At 52.9% G+C, this 14816-nt stretch carries 16 protein-coding genes; 5 read left to right on the plus strand and 11 right to left on the minus strand.

The genetic code is table 11. From position 1 onward, the window contains the following. Positions 1-28 precede the first annotated feature (28 nt). Entirely contained in the window at positions 29-1429 is a 1401-nt protein-coding gene (locus GQ51_RS00105; protein WP_152604086.1) for a hypothetical protein, read from the minus strand. Between the two features lie 241 nt (positions 1430-1670). Between GQ51_RS00105 and GQ51_RS00115 the strand changes: the two genes are divergently transcribed. Next, entirely contained in the window at positions 1671-2222 is a 552-nt protein-coding gene (locus tag GQ51_RS00115; protein WP_047548287.1) for an arsenate reductase ArsC, read from the plus strand. A gap of 125 nt (positions 2223-2347) precedes the next feature. Here the strand turns inward: GQ51_RS00115 and GQ51_RS00120 are convergent, their stop codons facing one another. From GQ51_RS00120 to GQ51_RS00130, 3 genes are all read right to left on the minus strand, one after another. Continuing rightward, positions 2348-2923, minus strand: coding sequence for a YggT family protein (locus tag GQ51_RS00120; protein WP_047553382.1), 576 nt, complete (start codon positions 2921-2923; stop codon positions 2348-2350). 21 nt (positions 2924-2944) lie between these two features. Further along, a complete protein-coding gene (gene proC, locus GQ51_RS00125; protein ID WP_047548291.1) occupies positions 2945-3751 on the minus strand; it encodes a pyrroline-5-carboxylate reductase in 807 nt (268 codons plus the stop codon). An 86-nt stretch (positions 3752-3837) separates the two neighbouring features. Then, positions 3838-4533 (minus strand): YggS family pyridoxal phosphate-dependent enzyme, encoded by a 696-nt coding sequence (locus GQ51_RS00130; protein ID WP_047548294.1) that lies wholly within the window; start codon positions 4531-4533, stop codon positions 3838-3840. A 59-nt stretch (positions 4534-4592) separates the two neighbouring features. On the opposite strand from GQ51_RS00130, the gene GQ51_RS00135 reads away from it, so the two are divergent. Together GQ51_RS00135 and GQ51_RS00140 are read left to right on the plus strand one after the other, a co-directional pair. Next, positions 4593-5636 (plus strand): type IV pilus twitching motility protein PilT, encoded by a 1044-nt coding sequence (locus GQ51_RS00135; protein ID WP_047548297.1) that lies wholly within the window; start codon positions 4593-4595, stop codon positions 5634-5636. A 95-nt stretch (positions 5637-5731) separates the two neighbouring features. Further along, on the plus strand, positions 5732-6868 hold the full coding sequence (locus tag GQ51_RS00140; RefSeq protein ID WP_047548298.1) for a PilT/PilU family type 4a pilus ATPase: 1137 nt from the start codon (positions 5732-5734) through the stop codon (positions 6866-6868). Positions 6869-7072: 204 nt separating this feature from the next. Here GQ51_RS00140 and GQ51_RS00145 read toward each other — a convergent pair whose 3' ends face one another. From GQ51_RS00145 to GQ51_RS00175, 7 genes are all read right to left on the minus strand, one after another. Next, complete coding sequence (locus GQ51_RS00145; protein ID WP_047548301.1) at positions 7073-8353, minus strand: dihydroorotase; 1281 nt, start codon at positions 8351-8353, stop codon at positions 7073-7075. Beyond that, positions 8350-9357 (minus strand): aspartate carbamoyltransferase catalytic subunit, encoded by a 1008-nt coding sequence (locus GQ51_RS00150; RefSeq protein ID WP_052177617.1) that lies wholly within the window; start codon positions 9355-9357, stop codon positions 8350-8352. Before GQ51_RS00150 ends, GQ51_RS00145 begins: the two co-directional genes overlap by 4 nt. Then, on the minus strand, positions 9350-9916 hold the full coding sequence (gene pyrR, locus GQ51_RS00155; RefSeq protein ID WP_047548304.1) for a bifunctional pyr operon transcriptional regulator/uracil phosphoribosyltransferase PyrR: 567 nt from the start codon (positions 9914-9916) through the stop codon (positions 9350-9352). Before pyrR ends, GQ51_RS00150 begins: the two co-directional genes overlap by 8 nt. A 72-nt stretch (positions 9917-9988) precedes the next feature. Continuing rightward, positions 9989-10453, minus strand: coding sequence for a Holliday junction resolvase RuvX (gene ruvX / locus GQ51_RS00160; RefSeq protein WP_052177618.1), 465 nt, complete (start codon positions 10451-10453; stop codon positions 9989-9991). Positions 10454-10471: 18 nt separating this feature from the next. Next, positions 10472-11053: a YqgE/AlgH family protein gene (locus GQ51_RS00165; protein WP_047548305.1), complete on the minus strand. Its 582-nt coding sequence runs from the start codon at positions 11051-11053 to the stop codon at positions 10472-10474. 5 nt (positions 11054-11058) lie between these two features. Next, positions 11059-12162 (minus strand): bifunctional 3,4-dihydroxy-2-butanone-4-phosphate synthase/GTP cyclohydrolase II, encoded by a 1104-nt coding sequence (ribBA, locus tag GQ51_RS00170; RefSeq protein ID WP_047548307.1) that lies wholly within the window; start codon positions 12160-12162, stop codon positions 11059-11061. Positions 12163-12176: 14 nt separating this feature from the next. After that, positions 12177-12809 (minus strand): riboflavin synthase, encoded by a 633-nt coding sequence (locus GQ51_RS00175; RefSeq protein ID WP_047548309.1) that lies wholly within the window; start codon positions 12807-12809, stop codon positions 12177-12179. Between the two features lie 59 nt (positions 12810-12868). On the opposite strand from GQ51_RS00175, the gene GQ51_RS00180 reads away from it, so the two are divergent. Together GQ51_RS00180 and lolD are read left to right on the plus strand one after the other, a co-directional pair. Beyond that, positions 12869-14137 carry a lipoprotein-releasing ABC transporter permease subunit gene (locus GQ51_RS00180; RefSeq protein ID WP_047548312.1) on the plus strand — a complete coding sequence of 423 codons (1269 nt, stop codon included), beginning with the start codon at positions 12869-12871 and terminating at the stop codon, positions 14135-14137. Continuing rightward, positions 14130-14816, plus strand: a complete 687-nt coding sequence (gene lolD / locus GQ51_RS00185) for a lipoprotein-releasing ABC transporter ATP-binding protein LolD (RefSeq protein ID WP_047548314.1) — start codon at positions 14130-14132, stop codon at positions 14814-14816. Before GQ51_RS00180 ends, lolD begins: the two co-directional genes overlap by 8 nt.

The raw sequence follows: 14816 nt of genomic DNA on the forward strand, positions 1-14816 counted from the left end.
ATCGGGTGAAGTTTCATGCCAGGCCTTGTTATTGGACTTTTCCACTGACCAGGTAAAGCTGCCCGTCCTCAACCAGTTCAACGTCGTCAGATTTCGCGTGTATCTGCATTACGCCTAGAAAATACCTTTTATCTTTTTCAGCCCAGCTTGCATTTTGAACCAGGTGCGTGATTTCAATGATGCCGGAGTTTTCTTCATCTTCAGTAACGTAGAGCGAACTGTTTTTGTCCAGAAAGTGCTTGGGGTCAGATTCCAGCACTTTTTCAGCCTTGCCGGTTTTAGGGTCAAAAAGCCAGATCGCCGCCAGGTGCTGATGGTTACCGGGATCCTCCTCAATTAAAAGGCTGCCGTTACCCATTACAGTCAGATTATCAAACATCTGCGCGCCTATTGCCTTAGCGTTGAGTATGGCTTTAATCTCACCGCCTTTTTCGGGGTGGTTTACATCATCAAACTTCAACCGGAAAATCTGGCTTTCCCCATCGATCTTCGCGGTGGTTGCAAAATAAAATATATTGGGGTTCTGGGTGTCCCAGGCCCCATCCTCCGGGCGCATGAATTTGCTGACGGCAGACTGTTCGCCTGCTTTTTCAAGATCGGCGCCGCTCATTGCCGATACGTCACCAAAGCCTGCCAGGCTGAAGCGTCCGCCATCGGCTTTGATGGCATACAACTGCCCTTTTGACAGGCCGGCTTTTTCTACCGGGTTACCTGTCGCGCTTTTTTCACCGGCATATACATAAATCTGCCCGTCCTGGTTGTCGTCCATGCCAACGACTAGGGTAAGGTCGCCTGTGGCAGGGTTGGCAACGGCATTTTCCCATGCGAATTTACCCAGGTACGGCAGTTCATAGCTGGTTCCGGCTTCCTCCCCGGAAACGATATGGGCAAAGGCGCGTCCGCCATCCTTGCTTTCTTCGCCGTTAAGGAATAAGCGTTCTTTGTAGCCTTTTCCGGAGCTTGGGTTAAAAAACGCGGATGCCGGCGCCAGGTCGGCAGAGCATAGCTTATTGAATTGATTGCCGGTACTGGTGGAGTAGCGCTGGTCTGTTGCAGACCATAACATCACTTTTTTGATCAAGTCCTGCCCGCTGATGACGTTCAGGTTCTCAACATCAAATGTCCATCTGGAAACAAAAGCCCCGTTTGCGCCATGCAGGCGCTTGATGCCTTTGTCTTTTCCCAGTTCATGGTTCATTAATACCGTCATTGTCCCGTCAGCGTTCCTGAAAGCACCCAAGCCGTCAGGAATGCCAACCATGCGATACGCGTTGGCAGCGTGCTGGCCGACATCCAGAAGTGGTTTTACGCTCCACTGGGCACTGGTTGGGTTGATTAGAGCAGCGCCTGGTTCGGCATGGCTTGCGCATATGCCGGAAAATGAGAACACAAGGCAGACTGCTGTACGGGCAAAGTTAGAGGTATTCATGATAGACATTCGGGTCAGGTTGAAAAGGTTCGATCAGTATGACGTATTAATTTGACAGAATTATTATCGGGTATTGCATATATAAATACTTGTTACTGGAATACCAAGCGCAGAAATACCAGGCACTGATGAAATCCAGCCCTGGCGCTCTTGCCATATGGATTGATATAGCATTTATGTAATGAAGGTGTCATATCAATTTAATATAAATGCATTCTGAACCTAAGCAGGAAAGAATATTATGATTGGCAGGACCATCGTTGGTAAATCCTATAATGTGCTCATTTTAGGGACTGCAAACTCTGCAACCAGCATTATGGCGGAAGCGCTGTTCAACATTATGGGGCACGGCGTTTTTCATGCGTATAGTGCTGGCAGCACCCCGGCCGGCGTGGTCAGCCGTTTTGCGGTGGAAGAGATCAGGAATACCGGATACCCGACTGAAAAATTCAGGAGTAAAAGCTGGCATGAGTTCACGCATCCCGATGCGCCGGTAATGGATTTTGTCATTACCGTTTGTGACCATGCTGCCAAAGAAAGCCCCCTGGTCTGGCGTGGGAAGCCTTTGATGGCGCATTGGAGTTTCGATGACCCGACGGCTGTCAAAGGGACTTTTGAGGAAAAACGGGCGGCGTTTAAAAAAACATTTCTGCAGATAAGGGACAGAATCGATCTGTTTGCTCAACTGCCTTTAGCGCATCTGGATCAGATGACCTTGAACCGCAGCATGGCGAGGCTGGAAAAGGAGTTCGCCGATATGGCAAGCGGGGAGCCGGTTGCTGTGGCAGGGTAAGCCGCAGCGGCTTAAATAGCCGGTTTTAATCAACGGAATGCCACATGGCTATCGCAATCTTTGAATAATGATTCGTAGCGGCAGGGCGCACAGGTTTACCGTGCGCCGCATATTTTTATTATGGTTTACAGGATGGAAAGCAGGTTGTTCTCTAATGGCACCAGTATGGTGGTGAGCACCAGCTGTGCTGCAATAATGAACACCAGCGGGCTTAAGTCGAAATTCCCGGCAGGCGGAATGTACTTCCGGAATACCCGCAGTACAGGGTTGGTCAGGCTGTTCAGGATCGGTGCCGCAGGGGTGTGCGGATTGATCCAGCTTAAAACCGCCTGTATCAATACTGCGTACAGGAAAATGGAAAGGCTGAGGCTTATGATGCCGATCAATGCCAGGCCTAGCATCACAAACCAGACGGTATTCCCCGCAACAAATATAGGAAAGCCTTTCAGTAGGAAAGCCAGGAAGTGAAGAACCAGTTGTGTTAAATAGGCCAGCAGCAGGGTTGAGACATCAACCTTGCCCAGGCCGGGGATCACGCGCCGGAATGGCTTGACCGCAAAGTTGGTCACGGTGACGATGAGCTGTGCGAACTGGTTCTGGAACGAGGCTTTTGTCAGCTGGAAATAGAAGCGCAGCAGGAATGCAATTGTGAGCAGCCCCAGCGTGGTTTCCAGCAGAAATAAAATGGCATTGTTGATCATGATCATTGCACCCCGGCAGGTTTATTTGCCCAGCAGGTCTCCAAGCATTACGGATTTGTCAGCGGCTGCTTTGGCGGCTTTGCCGATAATGTCCTTGATATTGCCCGTTTCTAAAGCCAGTATGCCTTGCTCTGTGGTACCGCCTTTGGAGGTTACCTGGGCACGCAGGGTTTTGATGTCGTCTTTGCTTTGCGTCGCGAGCAGGCTCGCTCCCGCAAATGTTTCCAATGCCAGGAGTTTTGAGGCTTCGGCATCTAAACCGAGCGCCAGTCCTGCATCCTGCAATGCTTCAATAAAATAGAACACGTAAGCGGGACCGCTGCCGGAAATGGCGGTCACCGCATCCATTTTTGCTTCATCATCCAGCCAAAGCGTTTTGCCGGCAGCTGCCAGAATCATGCCGGCCTGGTCGCGCTGGGCCTGGCTGACTTCAGGCATGGCATACAATGCCGAAATGCCGGCGCGGATCTGCGCCGGCGTGTTGGGCATGACCCGGACAATAGCCGCGTAGTTGCCCAGCCAGCGCGAAATGTCGTTGCTTCTTACGCCGGCAGCGATCGAGACCACAAGCTGCGACTTCAAAACCGCATTCAAGTCCGTGCATACCTGCTTGAGCTGCTGGGGTTTTACCGCCAATACAATGACATCGGTATTGCTGAAACCTGCATAGCTGTCGGTCACCTGGACATTGAATTCCTGCGCCAATGCTGCGCGCTTTTCTGCATCCAGTTCCAGTACGGTGATGGCTGACATGTCCAGGCCGTTTTGTTTCAGGCCGCCGATGATGGCGCGTGCCATATTGCCGCCGCCGATAAAATTAATTTTCATATGATGTTTCCAGACCTTCTGTTTTTATATTCGATTGTTCCGTATCAGCCATTGCCCTGTTATGGCAATTTTAACCGGTCGTTCAGCTACCCCTGCGCCTTGGCTGGCCTGGCGCCAAACAATGCCGACCCGATGCGCACCAGGGTTGCCCCCTGGGCGATTGCAGCCGGATAGTCATCGGACATGCCCATTGATAGCGTATCAAGGCTAAAGCCTTTTGCCAATAACGCATCATAGCATTGCCTAAGCTGTTTGAACTGTGCGATTTGCCGGTTTATATCCTGGGTAGGGGCGGGTATCGCCATCAAGCCGCGCAGTTTTAATTTCGGCAGTTGATTGATTTCTGCCGCCAGCGCGGCGAGGTCATCCGGCAGAACGCCGCTTTTGCTTTCTTCATTGCTGACATTGACCTGGATGCAGACTTGCAGCGGCGGTAGGGCCTGCGGGCGCGATTCATTCAGGCGCTGGGCGATTTTCAGGCGGTCTACGCTGTGCACCCATGAAAAGTGCTGGCTGATCGGCTGTGTTTTGTTGCTCTGTATCGGGCCGATGAAGTGCCATTCAATATTCAGGTCGGTCAGCTGCGCCTGTTTTTCCAGCGCTTCCTGCAGGTAGTTCTCACCGAATACCCGCTGGCCGGCCTGATAGGATTCGCGGATTGCCGAAGCTGGCTGCGCTTTGCTCACCGCCACGAGCTGAACCGGCTGGCCTGGCGAATTCGCTGTCCGGGCCGATTCAATAGTTGCTAGAATATCTTGCAAGCGATTGCTAATTGTGGTCATAATTCATGAGGCCTAGTTTATACACATATAACAACCAAAAATTATAACAGGAGCAGGTTGTGGACATTTCAGATTTACTCGCGTTTTCAGTTAAAAATAAAGCATCAGATTTACATCTTTCCGCAGGCCTGCCGCCGATGATCCGCGTACATGGCGATATCCGTAAAATCAATGTACCGGCAATGGATCACAGCCAGGTGCATGACATGGTGTATGACATCATGAATGATGGGCAGCGCAAGGTGTATGAAGAACACCTCGAATGCGACTTTTCTTTCGAAATCCCCAACCTGGCGCGTTTCCGTGTCAATGCGTTTAACCATAACCGTGGTTCCGGTGCGGTATTCCGTACCATTCCCTCAAAAATCCTGACGCTGGAGCAGCTGAACTGCCCGGCAATCTTTAAAGAGATCGCTGAAACGCCGCGCGGCATCTGCCTGGTGACCGGCCCGACCGGCTCAGGGAAATCAACCACGCTGGCGGCAATGATTGACTACATCAACGATAATGAATATGGGCATATCCTGACCGTAGAAGACCCGATCGAGTTCGTGCATCAGTCCAAGCGATGCCTGATCAACCAGCGTGAGGTCGGGCCGCATACGCTGTCATTCAACAATGCGCTGCGTTCTGCACTACGTGAAGACCCGGATGTGATCCTGGTCGGCGAGATGCGTGACCTGGAAACGATACGCCTGGCACTGTCAGCCGCGGAAACCGGCCATATGGTGTTTGGCACCCTGCATACCAGTTCAGCCGCTAAAACCGTAGACCGGATTATCGATGTGTTCCCGGCCGCCGAAAAGGAAATGGTGCGCTCCATGCTTTCCGAGTCGCTGCGTTCCGTGATTTCGCAGACCCTGCTGAAAACCAAGGATGGTCAGGGCCGCGTTGCTGCGCACGAGATTATGATCGGCACCCCGGCCATCCGCAACCTGATCCGCGAGAATAAGATTCCGCAAATGTATTCAGCGATCCAGACCGGCCAGAGCGTGGGCATGCAGACGCTGGACCAGAACCTGCAGGATATGGTCAAGCGTAATGTGATCTCAGCCAATGAAGCGCGCTCCAAAGCTGCCAATAAAGACTCCATCATCGGGTAAGGGCAGGGCGTAGCGCCAGCTTATGAGCAATGTGTACGGTAATGCGCTAACCGTAAATTAAGTGTAGTTGAAAGGGAATTAACGTGCAGAGTCAGATGGAAAAAGGTCAGGCCGAAAAGTTTGTATTTGATTTATTGAGATTGATGCTGGCAAAAAAAGCGTCCGACATGTTCATTACGGTCGGCTTTCCGCCGGCAATCAAGATCGACGGCAAAGTGACGCCAGTGAGCAGCCAGCCCCTTTCGCCGCAGCAGGCACGCGAGATTGCGCGCTCCATCATGAACGACAAGCAGACCGCGGAGTTCGATGCGACAAATGAGTGTAACTTTGCGATCGGCATCCCGAATGTTGCGCGTTTCCGTGTCAATGCATTTGTGCAGCGCGGTTCGGTAGGGCTGGTGTTTCGTACCATTACCACCAGGATTCCGGAGTTTGAAGAACTGGGTTTGCCGGATGTACTTAAAGATGTGGCCATGTCTAAGCGCGGCCTCGTGATTTTTGTCGGCGGTACCGGCTCCGGCAAGTCTACCTCGCTGGCTGCAATGATCGGTTACCGCAACCAGAACAGCCATGGGCACATCATCACGATTGAAGACCCCGTTGAGTTTGTGCATGAGCACAGAAACTGCATCATTACGCAACGTGAGGTCGGGGTGGATACCGATAGCTGGGAGATCGCACTTAAAAACACGCTGCGGCAGGCTCCGGATGTGATTCTCATTGGTGAGATCCGTGACCGTGAAACCATGGATTACGCGGTTGCATTTGCTGAAACCGGCCACTTATGCATGGCTACCCTGCACGCCAACAGCACCAATCAGGCGCTGGACCGTATCATCAACTTTTTCCCGGAAGAACGCCGTCACCAGTTGCTGATGGACTTGTCATTGAATGTCCGCGCTTTTATCTCGCAGCGCCTGATTCCTAAAAAAGAAGGTAAAGGCCGCGCGGCTGCCATGGAAGTCATGTTGAACTCACCGCTGATCTCTGACCTGATTTTCAAGGGTGAGGTGCATGAGATTAAAGAGATCATCTCCAAATCCCGCGAGATGGGCATGCAGACTTTTGACCAGTCATTATTCGACTTGCATGAGGCGGATGTGATTACCTATGAGGATGCACTGCGCAATGCGGATTCCGTGAATGACCTGCGCCTGAAAATCAAGCTGGAAGGCAAAGGCGCGCATGACAAAGACTTGTCAGCTGGGCTTGATTCGCTGGGGATCGTTTAGATAGCGCTTTGCACGAAAATCACGAGATTAATACGAAGTCATTCCGGCCTCCGCCGGAATGACGAAATCAATAGGTTTTTAGGTTGAAAGTAATTTGTGCAAAATGTCTCAGATAAAATTACATATTAATTTTAGCGCTATGAAAAAAGGCGCGCTGAATTTATTCCAGCGCGCCTTTTGGTTGTTTAAAGTACAGATGTTTTTTTAGGTTCTCTGCTGATAGACGATTTGCCCATGCACTAAAGTAAACTTCACTTTCCCTGCAAGTTCCAGATTGGTGAACGGTGTGTTTTTACCCTGGCTTTTCAGGGTATCAGGGCATACTTTCCAGTATTCGTTAGCATCGAAAACGCATAAATCCGCATCGCTGTTCACGCTTAAATCACCGGCAGGAACGCCCAGTATCCGGGCGGATGTCTGAGTAATCGAACCGATAGCCTGCAATAGACCGACTTTCTGTTCGGTTGCCCATTTTAATGTAAGCGGCAGCAGCAGTTCGAGGCCGGTTGCGCCGATTTCCGCTTCAGCAAATGGCGCCAGTTTTGCATCATCATCGACTGGCGTATGGTCTGAGCAAATGGCATCAATCGTGCCGTCTTTCAGGCCTGCACTCAACGCTTCTTTATCACGCTGTGTACGCAGCGGCGGTTTGAGGTGGCAGTTGGCATCAAAATAGCCGATATCATGTTCGGTCAGGTGTAAATGATGGGCGCTGACATCGCAGCTGATTTTTAGACCCTGTTTCTTGGCCGCACGCACCATCTCCACGCCTTCAGCAGTAGACAAGCGGCTGATATGCACTTTTGCGCCGGTTTCCTGGGCGATGCGCAGAATCGTCGACAGCGCCAGGGCTTCCGCGGCGCTAGGAATGCCTTTCAGGCCCAGTCTGGTTGCAACCTCGCCGTCATGCGCTACGCCTTTTGCTGCCAGGAATGGTTCCTCTGCATGCAGGAATAATGTAAAGCCAAAGGTGGCGGCATATTCCATGGCGCGCCACAATACCTGTGTATCGGTGATGGCGACATTCGCCTGCGAAAACCCTACGCAGCCTGCGGTAGTAAGTTCGCTCATTTCCGACAGGGCTTTGCCTTCCAGCTGGCGGGTGAGTGCGCCCAGTGGATATACATGGGCAAGCCCCTGCTGTTTTGCACGGTGCTTCAGCATTTCCACCAGCCCCGGCTCATCCAGCACCGGGTCAGTGTCCGGCGGGCATGCCAGGCTGGTGACGCCGCCTGCGACAGCAGCCTGCAATTCGCTTACCAGGCGTGCTTTATATTCATCGCCCGGCTCACGCAGCCTTGCGGATAAATCTACCAGGCCCGGACAGACAACCAGGTTGTCTGCTTCAACGACCTGGTTGGCAACAAACCCTTCAGGGCTGTGGCCGATGGCAACGATTTTCCCGGCGGCAATAAATACATCCAGTTTGCTGTCGATATTGTTTTTGGGGTCTATCAAGCGACCGTTTTTTATTTGTATTTTCAAGACGCATCTCCTGCCGTGGCAGTCGGGCTGCCTCCGGTACCCTGTTGTTGTGCCGGCGATCCGCCTGCCAGCAGTGCCATGACCGCCATGCGGATTGCGATACCATAAGTCACCTGCGGCAGTATCACCGACTGTTTGCCATCGGCAACATTTGAATCGATTTCAACGCCGCGATTCATCGGACCCGGGTGCATCACAATCGCGTCCGGTTTTGCCAGTTTAAGTTTTTCCTGGGTCAGGCCGTAGGTTTTGAAATACTCCTGCGAACTCGGCAGCATGGCACCGTTCATGCGCTCATTCTGCAGGCGCAGCATCATGATCACATCAACGTCTTTCAGGCCTTCTTCCATGTCGTGGAACACATGCACGCCCAGTTTTTCCACCTGGGCTGGCAGCAATGTCTTGGGTGCGATCACGCGGACTTCAGGTACACCCAGAGTCGTGAGCGCGTGGATTTCAGAGCGAGCGACACGGGAGTGCAGGACATCGCCGACGATTGCGATTTTCAGGTTATGCAGATCAGGTTTGTATTTACGTATGGTAAAGACATCCAGCAGACCTTGTGTCGGGTGTGAATGGCGGCCATCACCGGCGTTGACCACGTGAATGTGCGGCGGTACATGTTTGGCGATCAGGTGTGCCGCGCCAGACTGCGCGTGGCGTACCACAAACATGTCAGCGTGCATCGCGATCAGGTTGTCAACGGTGTCGAGGATGGTTTCGCCTTTTGATTGTGAAGATGTGCTCACATTCAGGCTGATGACGTCGGCAGAAAGGCGTTTTGCGGCGATTTCAAAAGTAGTGCGGGTGCGGGTGCTGTTCTCAAAGAACAGGTTGCATACGGTTTTTCCGCGCAGCAGCGGCACTTTTTTAACTTCGCGTTCCGCAACCCCGACAAACGACTCTGCGGTATCCAGTATCTGGTTGAGTATCCTTTTAGGCAGGCCTTCGATTGAAAGCAGGTGTTTCAGGTTGCCGTCACGGTCGAGTTGAGGATTATTCATGCTCTTGAGTTCTCGCGCTGTTGTTTTTAGTTAGTTCAAGGGCCAGGGTGCCGTTTTCCAGTTTGGTTAACTGTAAGTGCTGTGCGGCATCCAGCAGTATGTCGGCCGCCGTTATCTGCGGCACGATCGGCAATTCGCGCCCGCCGCGGTTGACCAGGGCAACCAGACTGATGCTGGCAGGGCGTCCGTAATCGAATAGTTCGTTCATGGCCGCACGTGTGGTGCGTCCGGTGTAGAACACGTCGTCGATCAGGATGATATCCTTGTTCTCTACGTCGAATGGGATCTGGCTGGGGCGGTTCTCTGCTTTCAGGCCGCGCTGCGCATAGTCGTCACGGTAAAATGATACATCCAGTGTGCCATGTTCGATTTCGTGCCGGCTGATGGTGTTTTCCAGCAAGGCCAGCAACCTGTGCATGAGCCATACGCCGCCGCTATGAATACCGACGAGCGCGGTATTTCTCTGCAATAAGGGTTCCAGTTTCTGTGCGAGAACCTTTAACAGGTCTTCTGCATCGGGCAGCTGCGGGGAGGTCGGGTTGGAATGATTTTCTGTCATGCCGTTATTTTACTGAATATTTATCGTTGCTAGTAAATCTTCTTGTCGGCATGGTGCAAAAAACCTCTTAAATCATTGTGATAGGCCATCAAAATAACTGCGCAGAATGGTCTGCGCGGCAACCTGGTCCAGCATGGCTTTCTGCGCACGGCCTTTGATGCCGGTTTCATTCAGCAGCTGGCTGGCTTCTGCTGAGCTGTAGCGTTCATCGACCAGGGCTACAGGCAGGTTGAAGCGGCCATTGAGGCGGCGTGCGAATTTTTTGCAGAGCTGGGTCATATCGGTTTCGCTGCCGTCCAGGCTTAATGGCAACCCCACTACCAGCAGCGTCGGCTGCCATTCGTTCACTAGCTGGGTGATCGCGGTAAAGCGCACCGCATTGCTTTCGCTGTCTATAGTGGCAAGCGGATTTGCGCTATGAATCAAATGCTCTCCTACCGCAACGCCGATGCGCCTTTCACCGAAGTCAAAGGCTAGCACCGTGCCCGACTGCACCTTGCTTTTGTCGTAAACATTTTCATTGTCAATGAGCTGCATAGAGTGGCGGTTTTGGCGTCAGGCGTGTCCTGCCACGTCTGACAGCATGGATGCATCAAAGCCGAGCAGCGCCATCGCGGCTTTCAGCTGTTCTTCATGCGGTGTGTCAAACAGCACTTTGTTCAGTGTTTCCTGATCCTCTGGTTTGACGGACAGCCAGGCATTCTGGGAAATTTCCTGTTCCAGCTGGCCAGCCGTCCAGCCGGCATAGCCAAGTGAAAGCAGCAGTTTTTCAGGGGCATTGCCGCCGGCCACGGCATCCAGGATGTCTTTTGAGGTTGTCAGTGCGGTATTGCCCGATATGGTGATGGAGCTATCCCAGGCGCCGGGCGGCTGATGCAGCACAAAACCGCGTTCTGGCTGTACCGGTCCGCCATAAAGTACAGGTTTGGCCGCCAGTGCCTGATCCTCCAGCTTGAGATTGATCTTTTCGAACAAAGTCCCGTAGGTCATTTCGGTAGGCTGGTTGATTACAATACCCATCGCACCATCCTGGTTGTGTGTGCAGATGAAGGTGACCGACTTTGCAAAGTAAGGGTCGGTCAGGTTGGGCATTGCAATTAAAAAGTGCCCGGTGAAGTTGGTGTTTTCTAGTGTCATAACGTTTAAGCTGCGGAGCCTGCTTCCAGGTATCCGGTCACCTCCAGGCCAAAGCCCGCCATGCTTGGCATTTTGCGTGGGCTGGCCATCAGTTTCATTTTTCTTACGCCGCAGTCCAGCAGTATCTGCGAGCCGATGCCGTAGGTTCTGAGTTCCTGGTTGACGCGTATCGGCTCATCTGCGCCCTGGATGCGCTCGATGATGTCCTGGCCGGTCTCCTGCTGGCGCAGCAGCACCATGACGCCGACATCTGCCTTGGCGATCACTTCCATGGCCTGCAGTGTGTTCCAGCTATGCGAGCGATTGGTGCTGTCCAGTAAATCGAATACTGAAAGCGGTTCGTGTACGCGAACCAGCACCTCTTTATCCGGAGCAGGGGTGCCTTTGATGAGTACCAGATGCGTCTCTTTGCCGATTTTGTCGGTGTAGGCGATCAGCTTCATTTCACCGTAAGGTGTTTCTATCATGCGCTCGGCGCTGCGTTCGATAAAACTCTCGGTTTCGGCACGGTAGTGGATCAGGTCTGCAATCGTGCCGATCTTGAGCTGGTGTTCTGCTGCGAACAGCATCAGATCGGGCAGGCGTGCCATGCTGCCATCGTCTTTTAATATTTCGCAGATGACGCTTGCGGGTTCCAGGCCTGCCAGCGCAGCCAGGTCACAGCCTGCTTCGGTATGTCCGGCGCGTACCAGTACGCCGCCATCCATGGCGGTGAGCGGGAAAACATGCCCGGGGCTGACGATGTCCTGCGGCTTGGCGTTTTTTGCTACCGCTGCATGCACGGTACGTGCGCGGTCGGAAGCCGAGATTCCGGTAGTGACGCCTTCGGCGGCTTCAATTGAAACGGTAAAGTTGGTGCCCATGCGTGCGCCATTTTTCTGTACCATTTTTGTCAGGTTCAGCTGGTTGCAGCGTGCTTCGGTCAGCGTCAGGCAAATCAGGCCGCGACCGAATCTGGCCATGAAATTGATATGTTCCGGCGTAGTGAATTCGGCGGCTAAGACCAGGTCACCTTCGTTTTCACGGTGCTCGTCATCCACCAGGACGACCATGCGCCCGGATTTGATTTCTTCAATGATTTCCCTGGCAGGGCTGATCTGGTTGCTCATGTTGCTGTTGCCCTTTATTGTTGTGGTTGACCTGTATTCCCGGCTTGCTGCGGGGTTTCGTTTTCCCACAGTGTCATGCGCTCTACATAGCGTGCAATCTGGTCGACCTCAAGGTTGACTTGATGGCCGCTCGCCAGTGATTTCAGCGTTGTATTATCGAGTGTATGCGGAATCAGGTTGATGCTGAATATGTCGTTGGCAATGCTGTTTACGGTGAGGCTTACACCGTTGATGCAGATTGAACCTTTGACCGAAATGTATTTTGAAATGGCATGCGGCGCGCGGATATTAAGGCGCCAGCAGTCGCCGAGCGGCTCAAAGCTGACCACCTGGCCTACGCCGTCAACGTGGCCGCTGACCAGGTGACCGCCAAGCCGGTCGCTCAGGCGCAGCGCCTTTTCCAGGTTCACCGGGTGTGGCTTGTCGAGCCCGACGGTCACCGATAGTGTTTCCCGGGACACGTGGGCATCGAACTGGCCGGGCGCCAGTTTGATGACAGTCAGGCATACGCCGTTAACGGCAATGCTGTCGCCTAACTGGACATCTTCCATGTCAAGCTGATGGGTTGCAATAGCAAGCTGTATATCTGTACCGACCGGGGTAGCTTGCGTAATCGCGCCGACGGATTGAATGATTCCTGTAAACATGGATGGAATTTTAACAGATAACGCTGGATAACAATTAGAAGCCTGCTAAAATCAGTGATATGAAATCACTACCCTATGAGTTATTTGTCGGCTGGCGTTATACGCGGGCCAAACGTAAAAATCACTTTATTTCCTTTATTTCCCTTACCAGCATGATAGGCATTGCGCTTGGCGTGGCTGCGCTGATCGTCGTGCTGTCGGTGATGAACGGTTTCCAGAAAGAGCTGCGTACGCGCATTCTGGGGGTGGCCTCTCACCTGGAGATCACCGGAACCAATAATCAGCTTGCCGACTGGCCGCGTATCAGTGCGTTTGCCGACAAGGCTCCGCATGTGCTGGCAAGCGCGCCTTATATTACGGCGCAGGGTATGCTGAGTTATGATCAGGGCGTGCAGGGCGCCATCATCCGTGGTGTTGTGCCGGATGCTGAAGATAAAGTTGCAGATCTGGGTCGCCATATGAAAGCGGGCAAGCTGAGTGATTTGCGCCCCGGTGAGTTCGGCATTATCTTAGGCGCAGACCTGGCGTTTGCCCTGGGGGCGCAGATTGGTGACAAGGTGTTAGTGATGGCGCCGAAAGGGCAGTTCACGCCGACAGGCGTGGTGCCGCGCCTTAAGCAGTTTACGCTGGTCGGCCTGTTCCAGATCGGCATGTATGAATATGATGCAGGCCTGGCGCTGGTGCATATCGACGATGCCGCCAAGCTGTACCGTATGGGCAGTTATGTATCCGGTGTGCGCCTGAAACTGAATGATCTATTTGATGCGCCTGCGATTTCAGCTTCGATGAGTGAGCAGCTGAACCGGCAGGGCAACCCGGACGGCAATTATTATGTGACGGACTGGACGCAGCAGCATGCCAATTTTTTTCGCGCAGTGCAGATGGAAAAGCGCGTGATGTTTATCATCCTGACGCTGATTGTTGCAGTAGCTGCTTTCAATATCGTATCCACGCTGGTGATGGCGGTGACCGACAAGCGCGCTGATATTGCGATCATGCGTACCTTCGGCGCCAGCCCGGCCAGTATCATGAAGATATTTATTGTGCAGGGCGCCATGATCGGGGTCATCGGTACGGTGCTGGGAGCCGTTTTCGGCATACTGGTTGCGCTCAACATAGAAACCATCGTGCCTTTTATCGAGAATCTGTTCAACGTGCAGTTCCTGGCAAAAGATGTGTATTACATCAGCGACCTGCCTTCCGACCTTGTGTGGTCGGATGTGTCTACGATCGTTGTCGTATCTTTCATGTTGAGCTTGCTGGCTACGCTCTACCCAAGCTACAAAGCAAGCAGAATCAATCCGGCAGAGGCATTGCGTTATGAGTAGTTCAGTTCCCCAATCTATTATTTCCTGTGTCGATCTGCATAAAACCTATCAGGGGCTGGACGTTGCCGTGCTGAATGGCATTGATCTGGCAGTCAAGGCGGGTGAGCAGGTGGCCATTGTCGGTGCCTCGGGTTCCGGCAAAAGTACATTGCTGCATCTGCTGGGAGGGTTGGATATCCCCAGCCGCGGCGACGTACATATACTTGGCAGCCATCTCGCGCAGCTATCCGAAACGCAGAAAGGGCAGTTACGCAATCAGGCTTTGGGTTTTGTTTACCAGTTCCATCACCTGCTGCCTGAATTCACTGCGCTGGAGAATGTCGCCATGCCGCTGTTTATTCGCCGCATGGCACGCGAGCAGGCGCTTGCACAGGCGAGTGAAATGCTTGCCAAAGTAGGGTTGGCGCATAGGCTGGAGCATATGCCGGGTGAGCTTTCCGGCGGTGAGCGCCAGCGCGCGGCGCTGGCGAGGGCGATGGTGACGCAGCCGCAATGCATACTGGCCGATGAGCCTACCGGCAATCTGGATCGGCATACTGCACATGCCGTATTTGATTTGCTGCTGGAAATGAACAGCACGCGGAAGGTAAGCTTGATCGTGGTGACGCATGACACAGAGCTGGCTTCAAAAATGCAGCGTCAGTACAAGCTGGTTGACGGCAGGTTGCTGCCGATCTGA

Source organism: Methylotenera sp. G11, from assembly GCF_000799735.1.
Lineage (GTDB): Bacteria > Pseudomonadota > Gammaproteobacteria > Burkholderiales > Methylophilaceae > Methylotenera.